Source organism: Solidesulfovibrio carbinolicus, assembly GCF_004135975.1.
GTDB classification, from domain to species: Bacteria; Desulfobacterota; Desulfovibrionia; order Desulfovibrionales; family Desulfovibrionaceae; genus Solidesulfovibrio; species Solidesulfovibrio carbinolicus.
Map to the genome: position 1 here is coordinate 2,870,101 of NZ_CP026538.1, position 26,485 is coordinate 2,896,585.

Below are 26,485 nucleotides of genomic sequence, written 5' to 3' on the forward strand. Positions count from 1 at the left end.
TCTGTCACGCGCATTTTGACGGCAAGGGGTTGGCCCGAAAGGGTTCGCTCGCATTCGTCACGCGCTGGCGACTACGCTGCGCCAGTCAAAAGGCAGGGGTGCAGCGTCTCGGACACTAGTCACCCTTTACACTGCCGGAGAGTGATGATCTCTCCACACTTCACGTTGTTTCTGTAGACAAAGAGGCCGCGATAACTACAAGGATGTGAACTATGCTATCGTGTTCTGCCGCAGCAACCGCCCTATCAATTCCTGAATGCGAATACATATTATCATATATATCAGAAGATTTTATTAATATTTCCTTTGCAGCATTGTCGAATATCTCTTGCGTTGAGGTCGATTTACTTGAAAACTGCTTAGAAATTAATTCTTTGAGCCAACAAAGTCCTTGATCGTGTCCAATCATCAGAGAAAATGCTGCAAACCCACATAACCCATGCGCCATGGCAAGCCAATCTTTCCCTTTAACCCCTACTTTAAATGACCACGACAAAAGTATCCTTCCAAGTGTTTCAGCTACATCCCCACAACCACGGCTAAGTGCGCTGTTTGCTGATTCAAACAATATTTCCGAAAACTTATAATTTTCAACAAAAACCAGAGATTCCTCATCATCTGGAACCGAAGTAAAAGTCGAAATCAACAAAAGAGCATGCTTTTGTAGTTTATCTTTGCTATGCTCATGGCAAGCAGGTGCATTCGACACTGCCAACAATACGTCAGTTATTCCGGTTATCCAGTAAATCACATCAAATACAAAGAATGACTTTTCTTTTATTGACGCAATCAGAAGTTCCTTTTCGATTCGATAAAGTCCATCTGCCCAATTCTCAATGTTTCGTATTATTTGTTGAGCATCAACATTGTCAGCCTGTGCTTTAGCGAGATTATTTGCCAGCGTAGTAAGTTTAGCACGAAAACTCTGCAAGCTTGTCGACGAATAGTACGGACCAAACGCTTCGCTAAGACTGTTTAACAATGGGGTGCGGGGGACTTTAAGAAATAACTTAACAAAATAAACAATATTTTTTCTGACACTCTCGGCGGCAAAATGAATATCACCATTCTTTGAATGCAACAATTGAAATGTTATGTCCGCCAACTGCGCCACTCCTTCTAACGTAACTGGATGATAATCTTCTTTTGAAAATCCTGCACATGCAATAATGGCAATTTTTTGGCTCAATAATACGATGTCGTTTGGACTTCCAACAGAGAGAACACATTGAGCAGACTGCCCCATAAGCCGCAATCCTTCCATTAAAACATCGGCCATATCGTGAGGAACAACTGCCTGCACAGCACTCGAAAGATATCCAGCGGCAAGTAGTGCATGAGTTTTTGAAGCACGAGGATTTGAGTAATCAATTGAAAGATACAAACGGACTAAATGCGCAAGCGCTTTTAATGTTTGCTCAATCTGCCGTTCATCACGCCGCAATATCCCATCTTGTACATGTTGCCGTATACTTTCAAGAATATCATTAATAAGGTCATCAGTCGCTAGAGGGTTCTCAACAAGAGAGCTGTCAGCATAAAAGGTTTTCCCCTTCACGGCGATATAAACGGCATTGATATTGACCACAGTTATTAGCGCGACATTGGAAACATCATGATCCCCAGCTTCTGAATAACGTCGAGCAAACGACATGGCATGCCTGACTGATCTCTTTGTCCCCTCCACCCAGCGGCTATTGCGATGGAAATAGATTGTACGAGCCAAATCGTGTGCTGACTCTTCTACTTCTGATGCACTCTTGTCACCTCCATTGGCTTCGATGAGAGGTATCGCCCGCTGAGCCCTAACACCCCATGCACGAAGCTCTCTTTTGGTATCGTCAAGCAATACCATCAGCTGGTTTAACGGATTAATAAGAAACAAAGCCCTTCTGTATGCACCAACAAACAATAGCAATACAACAACAGTTGAAAATAATACAAAACACAAAACATATAACGGACGAACTGTACTCACAAACAACGACAAAACCGCAATGGCGACTGCCACCATAAATGCTATTGCAAACATACTAAGCAATTTAAAATCTGAACTTAACCGCTGGAATAATCCATAAGGCATTCGCTCTACATTGATTTGCATTGCAAAGAGAACCAGAGACGCAACGATGGCTGTAGCACCTATCAACGCACTACCTACACTTAGAGCAAGATTTTGCAGGCCTTCAGCCACTTTTCCCGTTGCATGGTATATATCCACCAAGTTCTGAACATTTGGCGAAAAACACAGACTACCTACGAAAATAGCAAGCGCCAATGCCATCAAGACAAAACAAATAATCCTGACAAGAGGTTGTTTAAGAAAATTTTCAACGAAATATATACGCTGCCACACCAGTGCAACTTTATAATTAAATGCTCGTTTAAACTTCAAAAATAAAGGAGTACTCATCATACAACTCTCTAATTTTTAGTTAGTAAATATGCCTCAGAATAAATACTGTACACCCCAATATGTCAACACGAACTACGCAACAAGCCACCGCCACCATCCCGGGTCGCTAACAGCACACACCTATGCCACTGTCAAAAAAAAGAGGGCGGTCGCCCGCCCTCTTTAAACCGTCAGAAAACCGATCGCCAGCTACATTTTGGGAGCCGGGCGGCCGATGCAGAAGTAGGCCAGGCCGAGGTCGGCCAACAGCTGCGGGGAGTAGAGGTTGCGGCCGTCGAAGATGAGCGGCGCCTTGAGCGACTTCTTGATGCGGCCGAAATCCGGGTTGCGGAACTGGTTCCACTCGGTGACCACGGCCAGGCAGTCGGCCTTGTCCAGCACCGCGTACTGCTCGTCAACCACGGTCAGCAGCTCGTTGCCCTTGAAGTGCTCACGGGTGTTGGGGCCGGCGACGGGGTCAAAAGCCACCACGCGCATGCCGGCGTCGGTCAGGTCGCGGATCAGCTCAAAGGACGAGGCGTCGCGCACGTCGTCGGTGTTGGCCTTAAACGCCAGACCCCACAAAGCCAGGGTCTTGCCCTTCACGCCGCCCTGGGGGGCGAAGTATTCCATGATCCGTTTGCTGAGCACATGCTTCTGACGCTTGTTGACCTCGTCAACAGCGGCCAGCAATTCCGGCTCGAAGCCGATTTTGCGGGCGGTGTCGATGAGCGCCTTGACGTCCTTGGGGAAGCAGGAGCCGCCGTAGCCCAGGCCCGGGTAGATGAACTGGTAGCCGATGCGGTGGTCGGAACCGATGCCCATGCGCACGTCGCGCACGTCGGCGCCCACTTTCTCGCAGATGTTGGCGACTTCGTTGATGAACGAAATCTTGGTGGCCAGCATGCAGTTGGCGGCGTACTTGGTCATTTCGGCCGAACGAACGCCCATGACGATGACCTTCTCGCGGCTGCGGGCATAGGGGGCGTACAGGGCCTTGAGGAGTTCGCCAGTGCGGACGTTGTCCGTGCCGACGACCACGCGGTCGGGTTTGAAGAAATCGTTGATGGCGTCGCCTTCCTTGAGGAACTCGGGATTGGACACCACGTCGAATTCGATCAATTCGCCGCGCTTTTTGAGCTCTTCGCCGATGAGCTTGCGCACCTCGTCGGCGGTGCCGACCGGGACAGTGGATTTGTCGACGACGATCTTGTAGTCTTTCATGTTGGCGCCGATGTCCCGGGCCACCTGATAGACGAAGGACAGGTCGCAGGAGCCATCTTCGCGGGGCGGGGTGCCGACGGTGATGAACACGAACAGCGCGTTCTCCATGCCTTCGGCGACCTTGGTGGTGAAACGCAGGCGGCCTTCGGCCACGTTGCGCTTGACCAGCTCGTCAAGTCCCGGTTCGTAGATGTGGACCTTGCCCTGGCGAAGGTTCTCGACGATGGTGGGATTGACGTCCACGCAGCAGACGTCGTTGCCCATCTCGGCAAAACAGGCGGCGCTCACCAGACCAACGTACCCGGTGCCTACGATACAAAGATTCATACCTATATCTCGTTGTTAGGGTTGCCCCCGCCGGCTCGAAGGGCGGGCGGGGAACGGGGCGGAAGAATATCTGCGCATGGCGGCAGGGCCCCGTCATCGAAGAAAGTTGTTCGCACTTACGGATTCGTCGGACCTTTGTCAACAATTCACGGCCCGCTCCACCCCGTTTCCGTCGGTTGCCACCCATTTGTAAAACGCTTACCCTTCCTTGACACTGTCTTTAAGGAGCGCGTCATGCCCTTGCTTGCGGTCAACGTCGATCATGTGGCCACCATCCGCCAGGCCCGGCTGGCCAAAAGCCCGGACCCCGTGGCCGCCGCCGCCCTGGCCGAACTCGGCGGCGCGCGCGCCATCATCGTGCACCTGCGCGAGGATCGCCGCCACATCGGCGACCGCGACGTCCATGTGCTGCGCGAGACCATCAAAACCCGGCTGCACCTGGAAATGGCCGCCACCGAAGAGATGCTCGGCATAGCGCTTAAGCGCAAGCCCGACATGGTCTGTCTGGTGCCGGAAAAACGCCAGGAGCTGACCACCGAGGGCGGCCTTGGCGTGGCCGGCCGCGAAGCTGAACTGACCGCCTACGTGGCCAAACTGGACGAGGCCGGCATTCCCACGAGCTTGTTTATTGATCCCGACCCGCGCCAGATCGAGGCGAGCAAAGCCGTGGGCGCGGCTTACGTCGAACTGCACACCGGGGCCTTTGCCGACGCCGCCACCCCGGCCGCCCGGCAAAAGGAACTCGACCGGCTGCTGGCCGCCATCCCCCTGGCCAAGAGCCAGGGGCTTGGCGTCAACCTCGGCCACGGCCTGGACTACGACAATATCCATGCCTTCAAGGACACGCCGGGGGTCAGCGAGTATTCCATCGGCCACAGCATCGTGGCCCGGGCCGTGCTGACCGGCATGGTGGAGGCCGTCTCCACCATGTGCGCCATCATCGACGGGTTTCCCGACTAGTGTCGCCTCCCTTAAAAAATACGATAGTATTTTTAAGAAAAACAAATGGTTTTAGCATGTTGACTACAAAACACCATATGCGCTTTTCGCGGACGCGACACTAGCCGCCCATGATCCGGGGGCTTGGCATCGACGTGGTGGAACTCGATCGCATCGAGGCCGCCCTGGCCCGCTTCGGCGCGCGGTTTCTGGCCCGCATCCTGACGCCGGCCGAACGGGCCGCCCTGCCCCCGATACCGCTCACCCGCACGGCCGGGCTGTTCGCCGCCAAGGAAGCCGCCGCCAAGGCCCTGGGCACGGGCTTTGCCCAGGGCGTGGCCTTCCATACCCTGGAGATTCTCTCCGACGCCGCCGGCCGCCCGGCCTTGACGCTCCACGGCCCGGCCCTGACCAGGGCCGAGGTTCTCGGCGCGACGTCCTGGCACGTGAGCATCAGCCACAGCCGCGACACCGCCGCCGCCGTGGTGGTGCTCGAAGGTTGACCCGGCGGTCCGGCGGCCACCTGCTCGCATACCCCGACTCGCGGCAATCCCTCTCAACCGTCACGCCAAAATCGACGTCGCGTCCTGAACAATAGAGGCGATGGCCAGCCCGCGCGGACAGGCCGCCTGGGCCGGGGAGAAATCCATGGAGCCAAGCTTTGTGCGCACGCTCTCGGGCAGGCTGGCAAAAAGCTCCCGGGCGATGCCCCGTTCACCATAGTCGCGGTAATACATCATGGCCCGCATGACGTCGGCCACAGGCACGGCTCCACCCATGGCCGCGCCGCAGATGGACGAACACCCGGCGCAGTAGTCGCCGCAGGTGGCCTCGGCAAAGCGGCGCAGGGACTTGATATCCTCGCCGGCCAGGGCCGTGCGGTCCCGGGCGGCGGCCACGTTGGCCCCGAGGATGGTGAGATTGGGCATTTGCGAGCAGATGGAGGCGATGTCGGGATTGTTCCAGACCGCCTTCAACTTGGCCTGCTTGTCGGTGAAGCCCTTTTCCAGGAACCGGCCGGCCATGTCGAGTTCGGCCGGGCTGTCGGATTTGACCGGCCCGCCGCCCTGGGTCTTCATGGCTACGACCCCGATACCGGCCTTTTTACAGGCGGCAAGGGCCTGGCGCATCTTGGCCTCATGCATGAGGCGGAAGTTGTAGGAGATCATGCAGGCGTCGATCCAATCCAAGCCGGCCGCGCCCTGCAGACAGTCTTCCATGTTATTGTGGGTGCTAAAGCCGAAGTTCTTGATCTTGCCGGCCTTTTTGGCCTTGGCCGCCCAGTCCTTGAGCTGGCCGTCGAGCTCGGCCGGCGACGAGATGGCGTGGATGTAGAAAAGCTCCACATGGTTGGTCTTGAGCCGGGCCAGGGCGGCGTCCAGGCGTTCGTCGAAGTTGCCGCCCTTGGGCGTGAGCTTGGTGGTCAGGACGATCTGGCCCCGCGCCTCGGGATTGCGGGCGAAAAATCGGCCAAACCCTTCCTCGGACAGGCCGTTGCCGTAGGCCTCGGCCGTGTCCCAGAAGTTGATGCCCCAGGCCAGGGCCTGCTTGAGGAGCAGTTGGTTGTTGACCGTGTCGAACATGCCGCCAAGGTTTAAAATCGAAACCTCCAGCCCGGTCTTGCCCAGCATCCGCCGGGGCATGGCCGCGCCGCCGGCCTCGGACTTTTCCTCGGCCGCCGCGGCCGCCGTCGGCAACGCGCCAAGACCGGCCACGGCCAGTCCACCTACGCCCAGGGTCTTCATGAGCTCGCGCCGGGTCAAACCGGCCTGACGGTCTTTTGCCATGGGAAACCTCCTTGTCAGGCCAGCATGCGGCCAGGACCTGAGCGGGACTCGTTTTCGCTGGTGACGCGTATGGCCCGAAGGCCGGAAACCGGACACTCGTGTTCGCACATGCCGCAGCCCACGCACCGGGCCGGATCCACATGGGGCTGCATCAGATGGATAAGCACCTCGACCTCGCGCCCGGAGGCGGCTCCGGGCAGAGCGGCGGCCAAGGCCAGCTCGGCCCCGCCGCCGCCGACCAGCCGCACCGGGTTGGCCTCGGGCGCGCCAAGGAGCCGAACGTAATAGTCGCCGCTAGCCGCATTGCCGGACACGGCCAAGGGCCGGGCCAGGGCCAGGGTCGAGCCTCGCACGCCGGCCAGGGGCAGCCGGCCGCCGCGCACCGGCTCGAAGACCTCGCGCACGAAGATGGCCTTGGGACTGACCGGGCAGACTTCCTGGCAGACGATGCACGGCCGGCCCATGGCCCAGGGCAGGCAGCGGGTACGGTCAACAAAGGCCGTGCCCAGGCGGAGAGGGCCGGCGGCGGCATGGTCGCCCTGGCCGAGTTTTTCCTGAAGCGTGAGCGGCCGGATGGCCGCCGTGGGGCAGACCTGGCCGCAGGCGATGCAGTTTGGCTGGCAGCCCGAGCGGCCCAGGCGGTAGTTGAGGATCGGCGTCCACAGCCCGATGAGTCCGGCTGTCGTGACCGAGGGCTGGATGATGTTGGACGGACAGACCCGCAGGCACTGGCCGCAGCGAATGCAGCGGGCCAGGAAGCGCTCTTCGTCCAGGGAACCGGGCGGCCGGATGAGCGAGGGCGAGCGCCCCAGGCCGGCGGCGTCCTCCACCCGCCACAGCGGCGCGCTCATGGCTCCGGCCGCGCCAGCGGCCAGGAGCGTGACCGCGCCGCGCCGGGAAAAATCGGGCAGGGCCGTTTCCCCGGCGGCCGAAGCCCGGCCGGCAAAGCCGATGCGCCCCGAGGGACAGCGGTCCAGGCAGTTGCAACACAACAAGCACTCGCTGACGACAAGGGTCCCGGACGGCCGGCAGCCGCCCTCGCAGTGGGACTCGCACAAGCGGCAGTCGCCGCAGGTCTTGTCCGTGGCCTTGCCGATGCGCCAAGGGGCAACCCGGGCGGCCAGGCCGAAAAGCGCCCCCAGGGGGCAGATGAACCGGCAGAAAAACCGGGGGCGCACGGCGTTTAACGCCAGGATGGCCAAGAACATAAGTCCGATCCACCACACGCCTTCGTAGTGCCGGGGCGCGTCGTGGACGACGCCCACGCCCGGGTCGGCCAGGGGGAGCAAGGCCAGGTTAACGCTGCGAAACACCAGCGGCAACGGGTCGAGAAGTCCGGTTTGCAAGCCGCCCAAGGCGGCGCAGCCCAGGAAAAAGGCCAATAAGGCGTATTTGACGGCCTGGGCGCGGCCGGGATGGTTGTCCTCGGCCCGGTCCTTGGCTGCGCGCCCCAGCCGGGCCAGCCAGCCTGTCATCTGGTTGAGCGTCCCCAGGGGACAGGCAAAGCCGCAGAAAAAGCGGCCGATAAAAAACGTCAGGGCCAGCACGCCGAGGCCCCACAGCAAGGGGGCGTAGAGCGTATGCGTGGCCAGCATGGTCCCCAGGGCGGTCAGCGGGTCCAGGGACAGCAGCCAGTTGATGGGCCAGCCGCGCAGTTGCAGAAAGCCGCCCCCCACCGTGGCCACGAGGCAAAACCAGACAAACAGGAGCAGAAAAAAGCCTTGGCTGACCCGGCGGGCGACGACGATGCGCATGGCCCTACCCTGCCGCCTTGTCGAGGGAGAGCGTCACCGGGGCCAGGGAGGCTACGTCCATGGTGCCCACCCCGGCTGCCTGGGCCAGGGCCAGATAGGGCAGATCGACCGGCGTTCGCCCGAGCAGGGCCACGCCCAGGGTGTCGGCGGCCACGGGGTCGGCGGAAAAGATCATCGTGTTGGTAGCCTTGAGATCGGCCAGGGAGCCGCCGGTGGGGCCGTTGGCCATCATGGCGCTCACGCCGTCAAGCACGACCAGCGTCGGGCGCAGGAGCTGGCCCAGCTCGGCGATGACGCCGTTTATGTCCTGGTGGAAAATGTTTCGCCGCCCGCCAAGGAGTCCATAGAAGTTTTTGAGGCTCATGGAGGCCCCGGCCCGCTGGTGGTCCTTGACCGGCGAGAGCGCGATGACCTTGGTGACGCCGGCAAAAGCCCCGGCCAGGACCGGCCAGTCCGTCAGGAGCCGGCCGCCGGGCAGGGTCAGGGGTGAAAACAGGGCCGGCCGCGGCAGGAGGATGGTCGCGCCGCAGCTGCGCGCCGCGCCGGCCAGCCCCGAGACCTCGAAACAGCTTTCCGGGCTGTTGATGGGATTGTCGGTGACGACCACCCGGGCCGCCCCGGCCGCCCGGCAGGCCTCCACGGCGGCGGCGAGCAAATCCGGGTGGGTTGTGGCCCCGAGGATGGCCGGCGAGGCAAAAGCGGCGTTGACCTTGAGCAGCACCACGTCGCCCCGGGAGACGAAGGCCTCCATGCCGCCCAGGGCCTTGACGCCAAGGGCGAACATGGCCCGACGGTCCGCGCCGTGGACCGTAGCCAGCCGGGGCTGGCCGGCCGGCGGCGGCGCGGCGCGGAAATCGCCCAGCCCGGCCAGCACCTTGCCCCCGGCGACGCCCGCCGGCCCCTTGGGGTCGTACAGGGCCGCGCCAAGGCCCCCGGCGGCCACGGCCAGGATCGACGCCCCGGCCAGCCGGCGCAGGAATTGCCGGCGATCAAGGTCCGCAGGCCGGCCCGACGAGTCAGGGCTGGAACCGTCGCCAGGGACGCCGGGCTTTTGGGACAGCGTCATGGCGTCACATCCTTGAGGCTGGCCGCCAGCCTGGCAGTCAATTCCACGGCGGCCTCCATGTTGACGGCGTCGTGGACGCCGGCCAGGAGCCGGCCTCGTGTCCAGAGAATCTCAAAGGAGCCGTCGGCCCCCAGCGCCACGACCCCGGCCGGCAGTTTGGCCCCGGCCGGCGGTGGCGCGGCGGCGTAGCCGTTTTGCTTGAGGAAACCGGCAAAGGCCCGGGCGTCGGCTGCGGCCGCCTCGGCCGTATCGCGCTCGGCCAGAAAGGCCGTGGCCGAGCCGGACGGCAAGTCGTACTCGGCGGTATAGACATTGGAAAAGCCTTCCATACCCATGGCGTCCGAGGCGGCCAGCCGCACACTGCCGGGAACCAGACCCTCGGCCGGAAAGAGTGCCTTGACGTTTCGGGCGGCCCCCTGCCCAGGCTTGGCAGCGGCCTCGGCGGGCAGGGCTTCGGCCAGTTTCAGGGCCAGGGCGGCCAGGGCCGGACCAGTCGCCGCCTCGGCCCGGTCAGCCGTCATTTCCACGTAGCGATTGCCCTTGGTGAAATAGAGGGCGTTTTCCGTGGCGTAGGCGTCCGGGGAGACCGGACTGGGGCTGGCCCCGGGCCGGCGCTGGGAGCTTAAGACGGCAAAGGCGTCGGTGGGCGTGGCCTGGGTGTAGACGGCGACCTCCAGACGCGTCCCATCGGGCAGTCTGAAGGCGCGTATGGACATTTCCTGAAAATTTGCGGCCAGATACAGCTCGGCCTTGCCGTCGATGCGATCAGACAGGGTTTCGGGGTCGTAGCTTTCCACCGGCCCGGCCGGTTGGGCGCCGGGCAGGCTCTCCAGCCAGGCGGCGTCGGCAAAGGTCCGGCCCGAAGCTTGGGAAGCGGCCACGCCCGTCGCAGGCGGCGGACTCAGCGCCACCAGCACGGCAGGGTTCAGGCGCGATTGGGCAAGCCCCAGCCAGACGACAATGGCGGCCAGGACTGTCAACACGCCCCAGGCCGTCCACCGCTCCCGACGCGAAACACGCTTGCGTCTTGCCGTCATGGCCGCACCCGCCCGATTGCCGCGCGGCCCGTTGCCAGGCCGTCACGCGTCCATCCCACACGGTCGTGAAAGGGATACCGAGGATGCCTGCCCACTACCAACCTTGTCCGGCGAAGGCAAGCCTCGCCGCCAAGGCCACGGCCAAGAGGCCCGGCCGTACCCTGGCCGGAACAATTGCCCCTGAAACGGATGATGCGGATGGCCCGGCTGTTTAGGGCTTGCCGCCCGCTTGGCCGGGACAAAGGACGAGGCCAGAACGGCCTTGCCCGCCTCTTCCGCGATTTCCAGGCCGCTGTGCTCCAGCACCCCACCATGGGCTTTCGCGTCCAGACTTTTTTTCGAACAGATGCCGTAAATTTGAACAGATGATCCACTTGTTTCCAAATTTGTCAAACCCGACCTCATCAGCGGCAATCCCCCGCCAGCAGCAACAATTCGATCTATCAGGAGAAATAGTAGCCATAAAAACTTGAAGCCGACCATGGCCATTATCGACGCCTTTATGTGGATATCCTGTCGTTTTTTCGAAGCGCTATTGACGCACCCGCATAACAATTGTACTAATTGGTCACCAAAAGTTCACACGCCAAACCCGGCCCAGGACCCTCGGAGCCTGCCATGACCACCCCAGACGACAGCGAACACCAGCTCATCTCCCGGGTCGCCTGGCTGTACTTCAAGGAAGAGCTCACCCAGGCCGAAATCGGCGAACGCCTCGGCATCACCCGCATCAAGGTCAACCGGCTGCTCCAGGCCGGACGCGAAGCCGGGCTCATCCGCGTCGTCATCAACACCGCCTTCAAGGACTGCGTCGCCCTCGAAGCCGGGCTGGCCAAGGAATACGGGCTGGCCCGGGCCATTGTCCTGCCCACCCCCGAACGCGGCGGACGCTACTACTACGACGCCATCGGCCGCCCGGCCGGCGAATACGCCTCAATCCAGCTCCAGGACGGCCAGTCCATCGGCGTAGGCTGGGGGCACACCATCCGCTCGGCCATAAACGGCATGGCCGTGCGCAACTTCCGCGACATCTCCGTCACCTCCCTCTACGGCGGCGTGCCCCGAAGCCCGGTCAACCCGTTTGACTCCACGGCCATGTTCGCCCGAAAGCTCTCGGCCGCCGTGTGCAACCACCTGCCCGCCCCCATGTTCGTCTCCACCCCGGAAGTGCGCGACACCATCGCCGCCCAGCCCTTCTTCCGCACCTTTTATAAGGAAGCCCTGGCCGTGGACATGATCCTGACCGCCGTGGGCGACATGACCGCCCAGGCCACCAACATCGCCCTGGGGGCCATCAGCCTCGACCAGCGCCGCGATCTGGCCCGGGCCGGGGCCGTGGGCGAATTTTTCGGCCGCTTCCTCGACGCCGAGGGCAACGTCCTCGACCACGAGGTCAACCATTGCAGCATGTCGCCGGATTTCGGCGGCCTGCTCAACGTCCCGCACATCGTCCTCGTGTCCGGAGGCATGGCCAAGGTCCCGATCCTTCAAACCATCCTGCGCCGGGGCTACGTCCACGTCTGCGTCACCGACGCCCAGACGGCGCAAAGCCTTCTCGACGCGTAACAAGGCGGTATCATGAACAGACAAGACAACATCAATCGGCTGCGCCAAGGCGGCCCCTTCGATCTGGTCGTCATCGGCGGCGGGGCCACCGGCTGCGGCATCGCCCTGGACGCCGCCACGCGCGGCTTGTCCGTGGCCCTGCTGGAACGCGACGACTTCGCCCAGGGCACCAGCAGCAAAAGCACCAAGCTTGTCCACGGCGGCGTGCGCTACCTCGAAAAGGCCATCATGAAGGCCGACAAGGCCCAGTTCGACCTGGTGCGCGAGGGCCTTCGCGAACGCGGCCGCCTGCTCAAAAACGCCCCCCACCTGGCCCACTCCATCCGGCTCATGACCCCGGTCAAGACCTGGCGCGAGGCCGCCTACATCTACGCGGGACTCGTGCTCTACGACATGCTCTCCGGCTGCCTGTCGCTGGGGCGTAGCGCCGTGGTCAGCAAAAAAAAGGCCGCCAAGCTTTTTCCCCAGCTCAACCTCGACGGCTACGTGGCCGCCGTCATCTACAGCGACGGACAGTTCAACGACGCCCGCATGGCCGTGACGCTGGCCCGCACCGCCGCCGCCTACGGCGCGGTCTGCGCCAACCATGTCGAGGTCACCGGCTTGGTCAAGCAGGGCGGCCGCATCGCGGGCGTTACCGTGCGCGACCGCCTGGACGGCCAGGAATTCACCATCGCCGCCAAGGGTGTGGTCAACGCCGCCGGCCCCTTTGCCGACGCCATCCGGCGCATGGACGATCCCGACGTCGCCCCCATGCTCAAGACCAGCTCCGGCATCCACATCCTGCTGCCGGCCGAGGTCGCCCCCCGCGACCTGTCGCTTATGATCCCCAAGACCGAGGACGGCCGGGTGCTCTTCATGATCCCCTGGCAGGGGTTTGTGCTGTTTGGCACCACCGACGAACCCGCGCCCATCGAATTCGATCCGGCTCCCGAACGCCGCGACGTCGATTATCTGCTGCGCTACGCCAGCGCCTACCTGCTTCGCCCCGTCACCCGCGACGACGTGCTGGCCGTGTGGAGCGGCCTGCGGCCCCTGGTTTTCAATCCCAACAAGAAAAACACCCAGGAACTGGCCCGTTCCCACGTCATCGACATCAGCGCCTCGGGACTCCTCACCATGACCGGCGGCAAATGGACGAGCTACCGCAGCATGGCCGAGGAAGCCGTGGACGCCGCTTGCCGGACGTTTTGCCTGGGCCAGTCCCGCCCCTGCGTCACCCAGGAACTGCGTCTGCTCGGCTCCCGGGCCTACCTGCCCGAGGGCTGGCGCGATCTGGCCCGCCGCGAGGGCGTGGCCGACGAGCTGGCCCGCTCCCTGTGGACCCTGTACGGCGACGAAGCCGCCGCCATCGTCAAACTGGGCCGCGACGAGGATCTGTTGACCCCGCTGCATCCCGAACACCCTTACGTCGGCGCGGAAGTGGCTTTCGCCGTGCGCCGCGAAATGGCCCAACACGTGGGCGACGTGCTCCTGCGCCGTCTGCCCCTTGGGCTGCTCAACATGCGCCACGCGCAGGAGGCCGCTGGGGCCGTGGCCGCCATCATGGCCCGCGAACTCGGCTGGGACGAGGCGCGGCGCGACAGCGAAGTGGAAAACGCCTGCCGGCTGCTTGCCGCCTGGTACGCCGGGCGGGAGGACCAGGCCGCCGCGCAGGCCCAAAACGGCTAGGGAAGGTCTGGGTTCAACCGCCGCTTCCCCACCCGCCAGGAGGGATGCGGCAAACGGTGCAAATGGAGGAGGGGTTACATGAGCAACGAGTCGTCACTGGGCAGGGAAATGCTGTCCGAATTCATGGGGACCATGGTTCTCATCCTGTTCGGCGCAGGCTGCGTGGCCATGAAAGTCTTTTTCGGGGACGCGCTGACCGTCACTTGGAACACCATTACCCTTGGCTGGAGCATGGGCGTCCTTTTTGGCGTCCTGGCCAGCTTGCGGTCCGGAGCCCACATCAACCCGGCCGTGAGCCTGGCCCTGGCCGTCACCGGCCGCTTCCCCTGGAAGAAAGTGCTGCCCTACTCCCTGGCCCAGACCGCCGGCGGCTTTGCCGGAGCGGCCCTGGTCTTCACCGACTTCCACGCCAAATGGCTCCTGTTTGATCCGCAGTTGGTCAAGACCGCCGGCATCTTCTGCACCTTCCCGGCCGTGCCGGGCTTCTGGCCTGGCTTTATCGACCAGATCATCGGCACCGCCATCCTGCTCTTCGGCGTCCTGGCCATCGGCGACTTCGCCGCCAAAAACAAAAACGGCTGGCTCGGCCCCATCGCCGTGGCCATGCTCGTCATGGGCATCGGCATGAGCCTTGGCGCCATGAACGGATACGCCATCAACCCCGCCCGCGACTTCGGCCCCCGCTTCTTTGCCCTGGTGGCCGGCTTCACCCAGCCCAACCTCATGGACGTGAGCATCGTGCTGGTGCCCATCATCGGCCCGCTCATCGGCGGCCCCCTGGGCGCGCTGATCTACGACAAGACCACCGGTTCGCTCAACAAGGATCTCGAAGCCTAGGAGGCGTACACCCATGGCCAATTACATTCTCTCCCTCGACCAGGGCACCACCAGCTCCCGCGCCATCCTGTTCACCCGCGAAGGCGACATCAAACAGATCGCCCAGAAAGAGTTCACCCAGATCTACCCCCAGCCGGGCTGGGTCGAGCACAACGCCAACGAGATCTTCGACACCCAATCCTACGTCATGCGCGAATGCCTGCAGTTCGCCGGCGTGGACGCCTCGGACGTGGCCGCCATCGGCATCACCAACCAGCGTGAAACCACGGTGGTCTGGGACAAGAAAACCGGCGCGCCCATCCACAACGCCATCGTCTGGCAGGACCGCCGCACCGCCGGCTTCTGCGACGAACTCAAGGCCAAGGGCCTGGCCGACGTCATCCGCCAGAAAACGGGCTTGGTCATCGACGCCTACTTCTCCGGCACCAAGGTCCGCTGGATCCTCGACAACGTGCCCGGCGCCCGGGAAAAGGCCGACAAGGGCGAACTGCTGTTTGGCACCATCGACTCCTGGCTCATCTGGAACCTGACCAAGGGCGCGGTCCACGTCACCGACGAGTCCAACGCCAGCCGCACCCTGCTTTTCAACATCAACACCGGAGCCTGGGACGACGAGCTGCTGGCCATCATCGGCGTGCCCGCCGCCATGCTGCCCCGGGTGTCCAAGTCCTCGGAAGTCGTGGGCGAAATCCACCCCGAATTCCTGGGCAAGGCCCTGCCCATCGCCGGCAACGCCGGCGACCAGCAGGCCGCCACCTACGGCAACGCCTGCCTCAAGGAAGGCATGGCCAAAAACACCTACGGCACCGGCTGCTTCATGCTCATGAACACCGGCAAGGCCCCCCGCCCCAGCAACAACAACCTGCTGACCACCATGGCCTGGGCCACCCCGTCGGGCCGCTACTTCGCCCTGGAAGGCAGCGTCTTTATCGCCGGCGCCGTGGTCCAGTGGCTGCGCGACGGCCTGGGCATCATCCAGAGCGCCCCGGATGTCGAACAACTCGCCCTATCCGTGCCCGACAACGGCGGCGTCTTCCTCGTGCCGGCCTTTGCCGGCCTGGGCGCGCCCCATTGGGACCAGTACGCCCGCGGGGCCATGGTCGGCATCACCCGCGGCGCCACCAAGGCCCACATCGCCCGCGCCGCCTTGGAGTCCATCGCCCTGCAGACCCTGGACATCATGGACTGCATGCAAAAAGACGCCGGCATCAAGCTCGACACCCTTCGCGCCGACGGCGGCGCCACCCGCAACAACCTGCTCATGCAGTTCCAGGCCGACGTGCTGGGCGTGCCCGTCGAGCGCCCCATGGTGACCGAAACCACGGCCCTGGGCGCGGCCTACCTGGCCGGCCTGGCCGTCGGGTTCTGGAAGAGCGAGGAAGAGATCGCCGCCATGTGGCAGCTCGACCGCCGCTTCGAACCCAACATGGCCCAGTCCGACCGCGACAAGCTCCTCCACGACTGGCAGCGCGCCGTGGCCCGCAGCAAGGCCTGGATCGAAGCCTAGTCCAGGACGTTCCCGCACCCGACGCCAAGGGGCGCGACCCACCCGGTCGCGCCCCTTTTTTATGGCTTGCGAAACGCCGCCGATTCTGCTCCCATCGGCTCGACAAGGATCACCATTTCCCGCTCCGCCGCAGCCAGAGGCTCCCATGACGACCAATCGCCACGCTACCGAAGATGTGTCCCGGCTTGATCATCCCTCGCGGCTTTTCGTCGAGGTGACCTCCCGGTGCAACCTGCGCTGCGCCATGTGCGTCAAGCATTCCGGCCACGGCGTCCAAGCCGAGGGCGACATGTCGCCGGAAACGTTTCGCGCCCTGGAACCGGCGCTGCCCAACCTCGACGCCCTCATCCTCAACGGCATCGGCGAACCCCTGCTCCACCCCCGCCTGGAGGCGTTCATAAGGACCGCCAAAAACGCCATGCCGGCCGATGGTTGGGTGGGGTTTCAAACCAACGGCCATCTCCTCGACCAGACTCGGGCCGCGTCGCTTGCCGCTGCCGGTTTGGACAGAATCTTTCTGTCCGTGGACGCCGCCTCCCAGGAACTTTTTCAAGCCGTCCGGGCCGGCGGCAGCCTGGGCCACGTGGAACGCGCCCTGGCCGCCTTGACCGAAGCCAGGCAGGCCCACCCCGGCCGCACGCTGGAAGTCGGGGCGGAGTTCGTGGTCATGCGGGACAATCTGGCCGAGCTGCCGGGACTTGTCTCCTGGCTGGCCCAAAGGGGCGCAAGCACCCTGGTCGTGTCCCACGTGCTGCCGTTTAGCGCCGCCATGGCGAACCAGCCGGTCTTTGGCGTCAACACGCGGCAGGCCAGGCAATACTACGAAGCGTGGTCGGACACGGCCAAGGACAAAGGCCTGTCCCTGGACCAGTATTTCGAGATCGCCTGGAAGTATCACAAGACCCCGCAAGAACAGCGGCTTGTGGATTTCGTCCAAGAGATGGTGTTTACAGCCGTAAAACACGACATCCCCTTTCAGGTGACCAACAGCATCGTCGGCGAGGATCTGCGCCAGACGGAAGACGTCTTCGGGCAAGCCCAAGCCGTGGCCGAGCGGCTTGGCCTCAGACTTGTCCTGCCGCCGGTCCGGCCGGTCAGCGGACAGGCCTGCCTGGGCGTCAAACACGGCGGAATGTTCGTCGCCTGGGACGGCACGGTCTCCCCGTGCCATTTTCTGTGGCGCAGCTTTTCCTGCTATTTCTATGGCCGGGAGAAACAGGTCGGCCGCAAGGTCTTCGGGGATCTGACCAGGGAACCGCTCTCGGCCATCTGGAACAATCCGGCCTATACGGCCTTCCGCGACGACGTGCTGCGCCGGCGCTACCCCCATTGCCCGAGCTGCAACGTCTATCCCTGCGAGGACATCAACAGCCTCGATTTCGAAAACGATTGCTACGGCGAGACCGTCCCTTGCGGCGACTGCCTGTGGAGCATGGGGCTTTTACAGTGCATGGGGCAGGAAGACCTTCATGGCGAATTCCAGGAAGACGCCTTGGGCACGGGTGCTACCCCTCCCTGCGACCGTTTCCGGCCCGGCGTGCAGGACGGCAATCTGCTCCAATCCTGACCTTATGCGGCAGACCAAGCCCTTGGCCTGTCGCTGATCGTCCCCGGTGCCGAGCCGTCGCTAGTCCAAAACCCGACGGCTTAGGCCCGGCTGGACTGGCACAGCCGTTTTCTCCGCGATAACACTATCATTCAAAACGGCTGAGGGCCGTTTCTCTCCCGTGGGTTCAGCCCAGGGCGCGCTCCACGATGGCCGTCAGTTCGGCCGTGGTGAGCACGATGGGATTGCCCTGCATGCTGCTGGCCCGGGCCGCCTTTTCCACCACCATGGGAATGTCGCCGTGGGTCAAGCCCAGGGCGGTCAGCGTCGGCGCGCCCAAGCGGCGGCACAAGGCTTCCAGCCAGACCGCCCCGTCCTCGGGAGAGGCTTCCGCCCGGCCGGTCAGAATGGCCGCCGCCTCGGCATAGGCGGCCAGCCGCCCCGAACCCGGTTCGCGCTGCCGCAGCGCGGCGATGTTGCCCGCCACCACCGCCGGCAGCAAGCTGGCGCAGACCTGCCCATGGGGCGCGTCGAAAAGCCCGCCGATGGGCGCGGCAAACCCGTGCACCGCCCCAAGCTTGGCATTGGCCAGGGCCAGGCCGCCGTACAGGCTGGCCAGGGCCATGCCCTCCCGGGCGGCCATGCCCGCCCCGTCGTCGTAGGCGGCGGCCAGATGCTTCGCGGCCAGGCGCAAGCCGTCGCGGCACAAGGCGTCGGTCATGGGATTGGCCTTGATGGAAACAAAGGACTCCAGCAATTGCGTCAAGGCATCGAGACCCGTGGCGGCGGTCACGGCCGGCGGCATGGAGACCGTCAGCTCGGGATCGACCAGGGCCACGGTGGGCAGCATCATGGTCGAGCGCAGGCTCACCTTGACCCGCTCGGCCGGGGCCGTCAGCACGGCGTTGGCCGTGGCCTCGGCCCCGGTGCCGGCCGTGGTCGGCACGGCCACATGGGGCAAGGGCCGTTCGGTGATGGGCCGCCCGGCCCCCACCACTTCCAGATAGTCGTAAGGGTCGCCGGGATTGGTCGCCAGGGCGGCCACGGCCTTGCCGGCGTCGATGGCCCCGCCGCCGCCGACGCTGACGACAACGTCGCAGCCGGCCTCACGGCACAGGGCGACGCCGGCCTTGGCCATGTCCACCGACGGTTCGCCGGCCACGGAAAAGAGCGTCACCCCAAGGCCGGCGGCCGCAAACGCCTGGGCCAGCGCCGTATGGCGGCCGGGACTGGCCCCCACGACCAGCAGCAGGCGTTTGCCCAAGGGCGTGACAAGGGACGGCAGGCGCGCGGCCTGGCCGGGACCGAAAACAATCTTGGCCGGTGCGGCGAATTCGAAGTTCATGGCTCCATTATGGCCTCAGCCCTCCCCCCAGGCAACCCCCTGCCCGCAAAAAAAGAACCCCCCGGCCGGGTTGAGCGGGGGGTTCCAAGGGAGCCCGGGAGGGTAACCGGGCAATACTTCGGCGCGGCTCGCGGCAGGGTGCTCCCCGCGCCGAAGACGGCAGCATGATGCGAAGCAGAAGCAGAAGCAGAAGAGGAAGATGCCTCCGGCGGCCGGGGGGAATCATTCCCCCCGGACCCCCTGAATGGTTATAGAGGGTGCGGCGTTACCGCTGCGGCCAGCAGAAGGGAACGTTCGGTTGCCTGTCCGAATATTCGCCTCTGGCCCAGCGTGGTTTAGCTGCTATTCCTCCTCGGCCTGGCGCTTGAGCCGGGCCATGAGGTCGATGCGAAACTCCTTGCGATCAAGGGCCACCATGTACGGGTTGTCGGAAAACCGCAGCGAATCCACCGGGCAGGTCTTGGCGCATTGGCCGCAAAGACTGCACAACGAGAAATCCACGATCACCGCGCCGGGCGTTTTGCTGCCCTTTTGCGGAGCCGGCCCCATGACCACCGGCGCGTCTTCCTGGCCTTCCTTGGCCGGCACCGGACACAGGATGGTCAGGCAATCCGACGGACAGGCCTTGACGCAGGCCCCGCAGGCCACGCAGCGCGGCACGGACGGATCGTCTTCCTTGCCCACCAGCTCGACATGGCCCCGGAAAGTGGAGAGGTTGTCGACCTCTTCCTTGGGGTAGATCACCGTCACCTGGGGCTGGCAGAAGGCCTTGCCCGTGATGCCAAGGCCCACAAACAGGCTCTTGAGGCCGGTACGGGCTTCCTCGAACAGTTCACTCACCGACATGTCAGCCTCCGATGCCCTTGATGATGACCACCAGCGCCAGATCGATGATCGCCAGCGGCGTGAGCCACTTCCAGCTCAGATTGAGCAGCTGGTCGAAACGCACGCGGGGATAGGTCCAGCGCATCCAGATCATGAGCAGCAAAATGGCGTAGACCTTGACCAGAAACCACAGGATGCCGGACATAAAGGGTCCCTGCCAGCCGCCGAGGAACAGCGCGGCGGCCACACCGGAAACCACGATCATGTTGGCGTATTCCGCCAGGAAAAACAGGCCAAAGCCCATGCCGGAATATTCCGTGTGGAAGCCGGCCGTCAGCTCGGATTCGGCCTCGGGCAAATCGAAGGGGGCGCGGTTGGTCTCGGCCACGGCGCAGACCAGGAAGATGAAAAAGGCCAACGGGTTCTGCACGCCGTACCACTGCCAGGGCCAGCCGCCCTGCTTGCCCGTGATCTCGTAGAGATCCAGCGACCCGGCGGTGATGGCGACAGACATGACGGCCAGCAGCAGCGGCACTTCGTAGGCCACGGACTGGGCCACGGCCCGGGCCGCGCCAAGAAGGCCCCATTTGTTGTTGGAACCCCACCCGGCCAGGATCAGCGACAGCACGCCCAGGCCCGAGAAGGCCAGAATCAGCACCAGGCCGATGTTCAGGCGCATGGGCGCGAGGTCGGGGTCAAAGGGCAGCGGCAAAAAGCACACCGTCACCGGGGCGAAAGCCAGAAGCGGCGCGGCCCAGTAGAGGTACTTGTCCGCGCCGGCCGGCATGGCCAGCTGCTTGCCCACCAGTTTGACCGCGTCCACGATGGGCTGGAGCAGGCCATAGGGGCCGACATGCAGGGGGCCGGGCCGCAACTGCACATGGCCGGCCACCTTGCGCTCCACCCAGACGAGGACGAGGCCGTTTAAGCCCACGAAGGCGAACACGCACAACAGCCCGACGACGAGACGCGTCAGGGGATGGTCGAAGCTCAAAAGGTCGGGGCTCATCGGTCAATCTCCGGGATGACGAGGTCCAGGCTGCCCAGGATGGACACGGCATCGGCCAGAAGGGTTCCCCTGGCCAGCTCGCAGAAGACGCTCAGATTGGAGAAGCCCGGGGCGCGCAGCTTCACGCGGTACGGCTTGGGGCCGCCGTCGGAGCGCACATGGACGAGAATCTTGCCGCGCGCGCCTTCCACGGCGTAGCAGGCCTCGCCCTTGGGGGGCTTCAAGGTCTTGGGGGCCTTGGCCGAACAGGGGCCGTCGGGCAAGTTGGAAACGGCTTGGTCGATGATGTCGCAGCTCGTTTCCAGTTCGTCCATGCGCACCATGTACCGGGCCATGGCGTCACCCTCTTTGTAGGCCGGGATGCGGAAGTCGAACTTGCCGTAGACGCTGTAGGGTTCGGCCCGGCGGGTGTCCACGGGCGCGCCCGAACCCCGGATGACCGGTCCCGTGGCCCCGTAGCGGCGGGCCAGATCCACGTCCATCTCGCCGATGCCTTCGCAGCGGCCGCGCAGGATCACGTTGTCCGTGACCAGATCGCGGTACATGGGCAGCCGCGAGCGCAGATGCTTGGTAAAGGCCAGGCAGCGCGGCGCGAAGTCGTCCGGCACGTCGTTATAGACGCCGCCGAAGGTGAAGTAGGAATAGGTCAGGCGCGAGCCGGTGACGGCTTGCAAGATGTCCAGGAGGATTTCCCGGTCGTCGAAGGCGTACATGATGGGGGTGAATGCCCCCAGGTCGAGGAGATAGGCCCCCCACCAGAGCAGGTGGGAGCTGATGCGGTTGAGTTCGGTGACGGCCACGCGGATATGCTCGCCGCGCTCGGGCACCTCGATGCCGGCCAGACGTTCCACGGCCCCGGCATAGGCCCAGTTCCAGGCCATGGCGTGGAGGTAGTCCACCCGGCCCATGTTGGGCATGAACTGGAAGTAGGTCTTTTGTTCGGCCATCCACTCGTGCATCCGGTGGATGTAGCCGAGCACGGGTTCGGCCCGCACGATGTACTCGCCGTCGAGTTCGAGCAGGATGCGCAGCACGCCGTGGGTGGACGGGTGCTGGGGTCCCATGCTCAAAATGAGCTTGTCTTCGGTGGGACCCGGCTCGAAGCGCACCGACGAGGGGTCGCGCGGCAGTTGGGCGGTGTCAAAAGCTTGCATGCATCCTCCGCGCCTTAGGCGTCTTCGGTCTTGGCCGTTTTAACGGCCTTGACGGCGGCGGGTTTGGGCTTTTCCGCCTCGGGTTCGGCCAGGCCGCAGTCCACGAGGTAGCCAAGGGGCATGAGGTCGGCCAGGGACTTGCGGGCCTTGTCGGCTTTAATGAGCGGATGTCCCTCGAAGTCCTCGGGCAACAGCAGATAGTGCAGGTTGGGGTGGCCCTCGAAGCGGATGCCGTAGAAATCGAAGCATTCGCGCTCGTGCCAGTCCGCGCCCGGGTAGACCGTGCTGATGGTCGGCAGGCTCGGGGCGTCGTGGGGGATCATGGCCCGCACCACGAGGCGGTTGGCCCCGTCCAGCAGGCTTAGGTGGTAGGTGATCTCAAAGCCGTCCTGGAGATCGGAAGCCATGACGTCTTCGAGCAGATAGCCTTCGGCGTCGAGGACTTCCATGGCTGCTACCACCTTGGCGGCCTCCACGGTGACGGACAAGCTCATGCCGGTTTTGGCATGGTCCATGGGCGCGGAACACACCGGCCCCATCTTGGCGACAAAGGCCGGGATCATGACTGGCCTCCCTGGGGAACCTGCCACCAGCGCCGTCCGGTCATCTTCTCCTGGATGGCGAAAAGGCCTTCCAGCAGCGCTTCGGGACGGGGCGGACAGCCGGGCACGTAGACGTCGACCGGGATGAGCGTGTCCACGCCCTGGACGATGTTGTACTGGTTTTCGATGTTGAACGGGCCGCCGGAGATGGCGCAGTTGCCCAGGGCCATGACGTAGCGCGGGGCCGGCATCTGCTCGTAGAGCCGCACCACGGCCGGGGCCATCTTCTTGTTGACCGTGCCGGCCACGATCATGAGGTCGGACTGGCGCGGCGAGGGCCGGAACACTTCGGCGCCGTAGCGGGCGATGTCGAAGCGCGCCATGCCCACGGCCATCATTTCAATGGCGCAGCAGGCCAGGCCAAAGGTCATGGGCCAGATGGACATGGCCCGGCACACGTCCACCAGCTTCTGGACCGCCGGCTGGGCGATCAGGGCCGGGTCGACCGTATTTACGGCCGGGGCGAGACTTGGATTTTGCGGGGCCATGTGAACACTCCCTTGCGCATGAAGTAGACGACGGCGGCGGCCAGCACAGCCAGAAACACCAACAGTTTAAACGTCGTGGCCAGTCCCTGGGGCGAGGCGTAGGCCGCCGCCACCGGGAAGAGGTAGAGGATGTCCACCTCGAAGGCCAAGAAGATCAGGGCGTAGAAGTAGTAGTTGATGCCGAATTTGATCCAGGAGTTGCCGTGGGTGGGCACGCCGCACTCGTAGGATTCGCCCATGGCCCCGCCATGCGCCTTGGGGGCGATGAGCAGGGAGCCGACCAGCGGGCCTGCGGCAAAGAGGATGCCGCCCAGGAAAAAGAGCAGTATCGCCGCTTGCAGCCAAGTGAAAACCATGCGTCCTCTCCTCCTTTCGAAGTTGCGGTAACCGTGTCTCTAGGCGTTGGGACGCACGGTTACGGATGCAGCTGCCCGGCCGCCTGGGCGGCCAAGTCGTACATGGGCGCGGGCAGGATGCCGAGCAGCAGCACCAGCACGGCCAAGGCCCCGCCAAAGATCAGGTAGCCGCGCGGCCAGACAATGGCCGGCGCGTCGGATTCACCGGTGTAGGCATGGCGCACCATGCTCAGGTAGTAGTAGATGGAGATGGCCGTATTGAGCACGGCCACGATGACCAGCCAGTGGTAGCCCTGGTCCCAGGCGGCCGAGAGCAAAAACAGCTTGCCGGCGAAACCGGCGGTGGGCGGCAGCCCCACCAGGGAGAAGGCGGCCACGGCCAGGATCATGGCCAGGGCCGGGGCGCGCTTGTACAGGCCGTCGAGGTCGTCGAGACTGGGGTTCTCGTCGTTTTTGGCGATGGCGCACACGACGTAGAAGGCGGCCAGGTTCATGAGGATGTAGGCCAGGCTGTAGAAGGCGGCGGCCGACATGCCGGCGGCCGAGCCGGCGGCAAGGCCGAGCATCACGTAGCCGGCGTGGGCCACCGAGGAGAAACCGAGCAAGCGCTTCAGGTCGCGCTGGACCAGGGCGGCCAGGTTGCCGGCGGTCATGGACACCGCGCCGAGGATGGCCAGGATGGTGGTGACCTCAAGATGCGGGGCCACGAAGGCGGCCAGCCGCATCAGCACCACCACGGCCCCGAGCTTGGGGATGGTGGCCACGTAGGCGGCGGTTTCGTTTTTCGCGCCCTGATAGACGTCCGGGCACCAGAAGTGGAACGGGAACAGGGCCAGCTTGTAGAAGAAGCCGGCCAGGAAGAGTGTTAAGCCAATAACGGCCATGGGCGCGTCGGCAAAGCTCCAGGACGTGGCGGCCAGACCCGACAGATAGGTCGTGTGCTTGGCCGCGATGATGTAGGACAGGCCGAAAAGCGCCAGGGCGGTCACGGCCGCGCCAAACAGGATGTACTTGATGCCGGCCTCGGCCGCCCGACGATCCTGGCCGCGAAGCGGGATCAGGGCATAGAGGCTGTAAGAGGACAGCTCCAGGGCCAGATAGAGGGTGATGAGCTCCACGCACGAGGCGAGCAGCATCAGCCCCCAGGCCGACAAGGCCAGGAGCATGAAGTAGTCCGGGGTCAGGTCCTTGCCTTCCTTGTTGCCGGCGGCGATGCCCGTCACCACGGCGAACCCGAAGGCGATGAGCAATTTAAAAAACTGCGACAGGCCATCGAGCTTGTAGGCGGCGTAGAGGAACTCGCCGCGCTCGCCCAGGGCGAAAAGCGCAGCCAGGACGCCAAGGCCGGCGGCGGCGGGCAGCCAGGAGGCCACCGACTGCTTCTTGTCGCTGATGCTGGCGACAAAAAGGGCGCACACCAGACCCAAAAGCCACAGTTCGGGCAGAAGCGAGAAGATGCTCATGGATGCTCCTTGGAGACGGCGTCGGCGGCCTCGGCCACGGCCAGGGGCGCAGCCAGGTTAAACCGCTCGGCCATGGACATGTCCTTGGTCAGTCCCATGGCCGTGTTCTTGGCCTCCATGACGGACAGCACCCGCGTGATGGAGGGCTCGATGGTTTTGATGCACAGGGCCGGGGCCAGACCGATGTAGAAGACCAGGATGCCCAAGGGAGCCAGGGCCGCCCATTCGCGCAGCCCCAGGTCGCCCCAGGACGGCTTGTAAGCGGCCGGTTCGCCCCAGGTCACCCGCTGGAGCAGGCGCAGCATGTAGGCGGCGGCCAGCATGGCCCCGGGCACGGCGGCAAAGCCGATCCAGGGATTGCCCTGGAAGGCCCCGATGAGGACCAGCACCTCGCCCACGAAGCTGTTGGTGCCGGGGAAGGCCAGGGAGGACAGGGAGAAGACGCCAAACAGGAACATGAAGGCCGGCATGAACTTGCCCAGCCCCTGGTTGTCGGCGATCTCCCGGCTGTGGCTGCGCTCGTAGAGCAGGCCGATCATCATGAACAGGCCGCCGGTGGTGATGCCGTGGTTGAGCATCTGCAGGATGGCGCCGGACACGCCCTTGACGCTGAACAGGAAGATGCCGAGCGTCACAAAGCCCATGTGGCCCACCGACGAGTAGGCGATGAGCTTTTTGATGTCCGTCTGCCCCAGCGCAATGCAGCCGCCGTAGATGATGCCGGCGATGGACACGGCGATGAGCAGCGGCGCGAAGGTCTCGGACGCGGCCGGGGTCAGCGGCAAGCAGAAGCGCAGGAAGCCGTAGGTGCCCATCTTCAAGAGGATGGCGGCCAGGAGCACGCTGCCGGCGGCCGGGGCCTCGACGTGGGCGGCCGGCAGCCAGGTGTGGAACGGAAACATGGGCACCTTGATGGCAAAGGCCAGGGCCATGGCCAGGAAAGCCCAGAACTGGAACTTGAAGGCGTAGCTCTTTTCCATCAGTTCGGGGATGGAGAAGGTGCCGCCCACCTGCCTAAAGGCCACGATGGCGGCCAGGAGCAAGGTGGAGCCGGCCAGGGTGTAGAGGAAGAACTTGATGGAGGCGTAGCGCCGGCGGGGGCCGCCCCAGACGGCGATGAGCAGGTACATGGGGACCAGCATGGCCTCCCAGAAGACGTAGAACAGGACAAAGTCCAGCGCTGCGAACACCCCGATGCACGAGGCGGTCATGAGCAGCAGGCAGACGTGGAACTCGGTTACGCGCTTGGCGATGTAGGTCCAGGACCCGAGCACGCACAAGGGCAGCATGAGCGCCGTCAAGAGGATCATATAGAGACTTAAGCCGTCCACGCCCAGGTGGTAGGTCATGCCCAGGGCCGGCAGCCAATCGGCCTTTTCCACGAACTGGAAGGCCGCTCCGTCAGGGACATAACCTAACAGCGGCAAGGACAGCAGACATTCGAGGATGCCGACCGCCAGGGTCGTCACCCGCACCGTCCAGTCGCGGCGCATAAAAAGCAGCGCCACGGCGGCGATAAGCGGCACGACAATAAGCGCCGTCACCACCGGGAATCCGTTTTGGGTCATCATGAGTATCGCTCCCTTC

At 63.8% G+C, this 26,485-nt stretch carries 23 protein-coding genes; 7 read left to right on the top strand and 16 right to left on the bottom strand.

The genetic code is table 11. From position 1 onward, the window contains the following. Positions 1-160 precede the first annotated feature (160 nt). Complete coding sequence (locus C3Y92_RS12875) at positions 161-2,416, bottom strand: hypothetical protein (protein ID WP_129353137.1); 2,256 nt, start codon at positions 2,414-2,416, stop codon at positions 161-163. A gap of 189 nt (positions 2,417-2,605) precedes the next feature. Beyond that, the gene (locus C3Y92_RS12880) at positions 2,606-3,946 is read right to left on the bottom strand and encodes a UDP-glucose dehydrogenase family protein (protein ID WP_129353139.1); all 1,341 of its coding nucleotides are present in this window, start codon (positions 3,944-3,946) and stop codon (positions 2,606-2,608) included. Between the two features lie 234 nt (positions 3,947-4,180). On the opposite strand from C3Y92_RS12880, the gene C3Y92_RS12885 reads away from it, so the two are divergent. Together C3Y92_RS12885 and C3Y92_RS12890 are read left to right on the top strand one after the other, a co-directional pair. Then, positions 4,181-4,906, top strand: coding sequence for a pyridoxine 5'-phosphate synthase (locus C3Y92_RS12885; protein WP_129353141.1), 726 nt, complete (start codon positions 4,181-4,183; stop codon positions 4,904-4,906). A 110-nt stretch (positions 4,907-5,016) separates the two neighbouring features. Further along, on the top strand, positions 5,017-5,388 hold the full coding sequence (locus C3Y92_RS12890) for a holo-[acyl-carrier-protein] synthase (protein ID WP_129353143.1): 372 nt from the start codon (positions 5,017-5,019) through the stop codon (positions 5,386-5,388). A gap of 60 nt (positions 5,389-5,448) precedes the next feature. On the opposite strand, the gene C3Y92_RS12895 is transcribed toward C3Y92_RS12890, so the two are convergent. From C3Y92_RS12895 to C3Y92_RS21500, 5 genes are read right to left on the bottom strand one after another with little or no spacing between them, the layout of a single operon-like run. Then, positions 5,449-6,672: an aldo/keto reductase gene (locus tag C3Y92_RS12895; RefSeq protein WP_129353145.1), complete on the bottom strand. Its 1,224-nt coding sequence runs from the start codon at positions 6,670-6,672 to the stop codon at positions 5,449-5,451. 14 nt (positions 6,673-6,686) lie between these two features. Beyond that, positions 6,687-8,426 (bottom strand): 4Fe-4S binding protein, encoded by a 1,740-nt coding sequence (locus C3Y92_RS12900; protein ID WP_129353147.1) that lies wholly within the window; start codon positions 8,424-8,426, stop codon positions 6,687-6,689. A 4-nt stretch (positions 8,427-8,430) separates the two neighbouring features. After that, positions 8,431-9,492 (bottom strand): DUF362 domain-containing protein, encoded by a 1,062-nt coding sequence (locus tag C3Y92_RS12905; protein ID WP_129353149.1) that lies wholly within the window; start codon positions 9,490-9,492, stop codon positions 8,431-8,433. Then, the gene (locus C3Y92_RS12910) at positions 9,489-10,529 is read right to left on the bottom strand and encodes a DUF6599 family protein (protein WP_129353151.1); all 1,041 of its coding nucleotides are present in this window, start codon (positions 10,527-10,529) and stop codon (positions 9,489-9,491) included. The genes C3Y92_RS12905 and C3Y92_RS12910 overlap by 4 nt, the downstream gene beginning before the upstream one ends. A 42-nt stretch (positions 10,530-10,571) precedes the next feature. Then, on the bottom strand, positions 10,572-11,018 hold the full coding sequence (locus C3Y92_RS21500; RefSeq protein ID WP_235669483.1) for a hypothetical protein: 447 nt from the start codon (positions 11,016-11,018) through the stop codon (positions 10,572-10,574). A gap of 129 nt (positions 11,019-11,147) precedes the next feature. Between C3Y92_RS21500 and C3Y92_RS12920 the strand changes: the two genes are divergently transcribed. From C3Y92_RS12920 to C3Y92_RS12940, 5 genes are all read left to right on the top strand, one after another. Beyond that, complete coding sequence (locus tag C3Y92_RS12920; RefSeq protein ID WP_129353152.1) at positions 11,148-12,095, top strand: sugar-binding transcriptional regulator; 948 nt, start codon at positions 11,148-11,150, stop codon at positions 12,093-12,095. A gap of 12 nt (positions 12,096-12,107) precedes the next feature. Further along, positions 12,108-13,766 (top strand): glycerol-3-phosphate dehydrogenase/oxidase, encoded by a 1,659-nt coding sequence (locus C3Y92_RS12925; RefSeq protein ID WP_129353154.1) that lies wholly within the window; start codon positions 12,108-12,110, stop codon positions 13,764-13,766. 78 nt (positions 13,767-13,844) lie between these two features. Continuing rightward, the gene (locus C3Y92_RS12930) at positions 13,845-14,603 is read left to right on the top strand and encodes an MIP/aquaporin family protein (protein WP_129353156.1); all 759 of its coding nucleotides are present in this window, start codon (positions 13,845-13,847) and stop codon (positions 14,601-14,603) included. Between the two features lie 13 nt (positions 14,604-14,616). Continuing rightward, positions 14,617-16,110 carry a glycerol kinase GlpK gene (gene glpK / locus C3Y92_RS12935; protein ID WP_129353158.1) on the top strand — a complete coding sequence of 498 codons (1,494 nt, stop codon included), beginning with the start codon at positions 14,617-14,619 and terminating at the stop codon, positions 16,108-16,110. Between the two features lie 145 nt (positions 16,111-16,255). Next, positions 16,256-17,677, top strand: a complete 1,422-nt coding sequence (locus C3Y92_RS12940; protein WP_129353160.1) for a radical SAM/SPASM family putative metalloenzyme maturase — start codon at positions 16,256-16,258, stop codon at positions 17,675-17,677. A 166-nt stretch (positions 17,678-17,843) separates the two neighbouring features. Here the strand turns inward: C3Y92_RS12940 and C3Y92_RS12945 are convergent, their stop codons facing one another. The 9 genes from C3Y92_RS12945 to C3Y92_RS12985 form a co-directional block, all read right to left on the bottom strand. After that, the gene (locus tag C3Y92_RS12945; protein WP_165352113.1) at positions 17,844-19,001 is read right to left on the bottom strand and encodes an iron-containing alcohol dehydrogenase; all 1,158 of its coding nucleotides are present in this window, start codon (positions 18,999-19,001) and stop codon (positions 17,844-17,846) included. 342 nt (positions 19,002-19,343) lie between these two features. Next, positions 19,344-19,847 carry a 4Fe-4S binding protein gene (locus C3Y92_RS12950; RefSeq protein ID WP_129353162.1) on the bottom strand — a complete coding sequence of 168 codons (504 nt, stop codon included), beginning with the start codon at positions 19,845-19,847 and terminating at the stop codon, positions 19,344-19,346. Between the two features lies 1 nt (position 19,848). Beyond that, positions 19,849-20,835: an NADH-quinone oxidoreductase subunit NuoH gene (nuoH, locus tag C3Y92_RS12955; RefSeq protein WP_129353164.1), complete on the bottom strand. Its 987-nt coding sequence runs from the start codon at positions 20,833-20,835 to the stop codon at positions 19,849-19,851. After that, entirely contained in the window at positions 20,832-21,989 is a 1,158-nt protein-coding gene (locus C3Y92_RS12960) for an NADH-quinone oxidoreductase subunit D (protein ID WP_129353166.1), read from the bottom strand. The genes nuoH and C3Y92_RS12960 overlap by 4 nt, the downstream gene beginning before the upstream one ends. Positions 21,990-22,003: 14 nt before the next feature. Continuing rightward, positions 22,004-22,552 carry an NADH-quinone oxidoreductase subunit C gene (locus C3Y92_RS12965; RefSeq protein ID WP_129353168.1) on the bottom strand — a complete coding sequence of 183 codons (549 nt, stop codon included), beginning with the start codon at positions 22,550-22,552 and terminating at the stop codon, positions 22,004-22,006. After that, on the bottom strand, positions 22,549-23,079 hold the full coding sequence (locus tag C3Y92_RS12970) for an NADH-quinone oxidoreductase subunit B (RefSeq protein ID WP_129353170.1): 531 nt from the start codon (positions 23,077-23,079) through the stop codon (positions 22,549-22,551). Before C3Y92_RS12970 ends, C3Y92_RS12965 begins: the two co-directional genes overlap by 4 nt. Further along, the gene (locus C3Y92_RS12975; RefSeq protein ID WP_006917786.1) at positions 23,043-23,435 is read right to left on the bottom strand and encodes an NADH-quinone oxidoreductase subunit A; all 393 of its coding nucleotides are present in this window, start codon (positions 23,433-23,435) and stop codon (positions 23,043-23,045) included. The genes C3Y92_RS12970 and C3Y92_RS12975 overlap by 37 nt, the downstream gene beginning before the upstream one ends. 59 nt (positions 23,436-23,494) lie before the next feature. After that, positions 23,495-24,898: an NADH-quinone oxidoreductase subunit N gene (locus C3Y92_RS12980; RefSeq protein WP_129353172.1), complete on the bottom strand. Its 1,404-nt coding sequence runs from the start codon at positions 24,896-24,898 to the stop codon at positions 23,495-23,497. Then, entirely contained in the window at positions 24,895-26,469 is a 1,575-nt protein-coding gene (locus C3Y92_RS12985) for a complex I subunit 4 family protein (RefSeq protein ID WP_129353174.1), read from the bottom strand. The genes C3Y92_RS12980 and C3Y92_RS12985 overlap by 4 nt, the downstream gene beginning before the upstream one ends. Positions 26,470-26,485: the final 16 nt, after the last annotated feature.